The following is a 345-nucleotide window of genomic DNA, read 5'->3' as shown; positions in this document are numbered from 1 at the left end:
GGAACAGTAGCTTTGCAGCATGCCGTGGCTGTTGCCGAACACCTTGATGCCGTAGTGGCTGTTGAAGCTGCCGCCTTCGGTATTGGTAATGCGTTTGTCCGCCGCCAGCGAAGCCTGCTCGGCGCGCGCCGCCAGCTCGATGCCGCGCTCGGCGTCCAGCTCGGTCGGGTGGAACAGATCGAGATCCGGCGCCTCGAACGCCAGCAGATCTTTCTCCGCCGGGCCGGCGCAGGGATCTTCAGAGGTGTAGCGCGCGATGTCCAGCGCCGCCTGTACGGTGCGGGCGATGGCGTCCGGACTGAGATCGGTGGAAGAGGCGCTGCCTTTGCGTTGGCGGTGATACAC

1 protein-coding gene is annotated in these 345 nt (G+C 65.2%); it reads right to left on the bottom strand.

Annotated features, from left to right (window positions below):
• Nucleotides 1-345, bottom strand: a 345-nt coding sequence (locus tag KQX66_RS39090) for a metalloprotease PmbA/TldD family protein (protein ID WP_216798446.1), incomplete at both ends; no start/stop codon positions are given.

Source organism: Paenibacillus oleatilyticus (assembly GCF_018998565.1).
Taxonomy (GTDB): Bacteria; Bacillota; Bacilli; order Paenibacillales; family NBRC-103111; genus Paenibacillus_G; species Paenibacillus_G oleatilyticus.
This window is presented reverse-complemented; position numbering and strand designations above follow the sequence as displayed.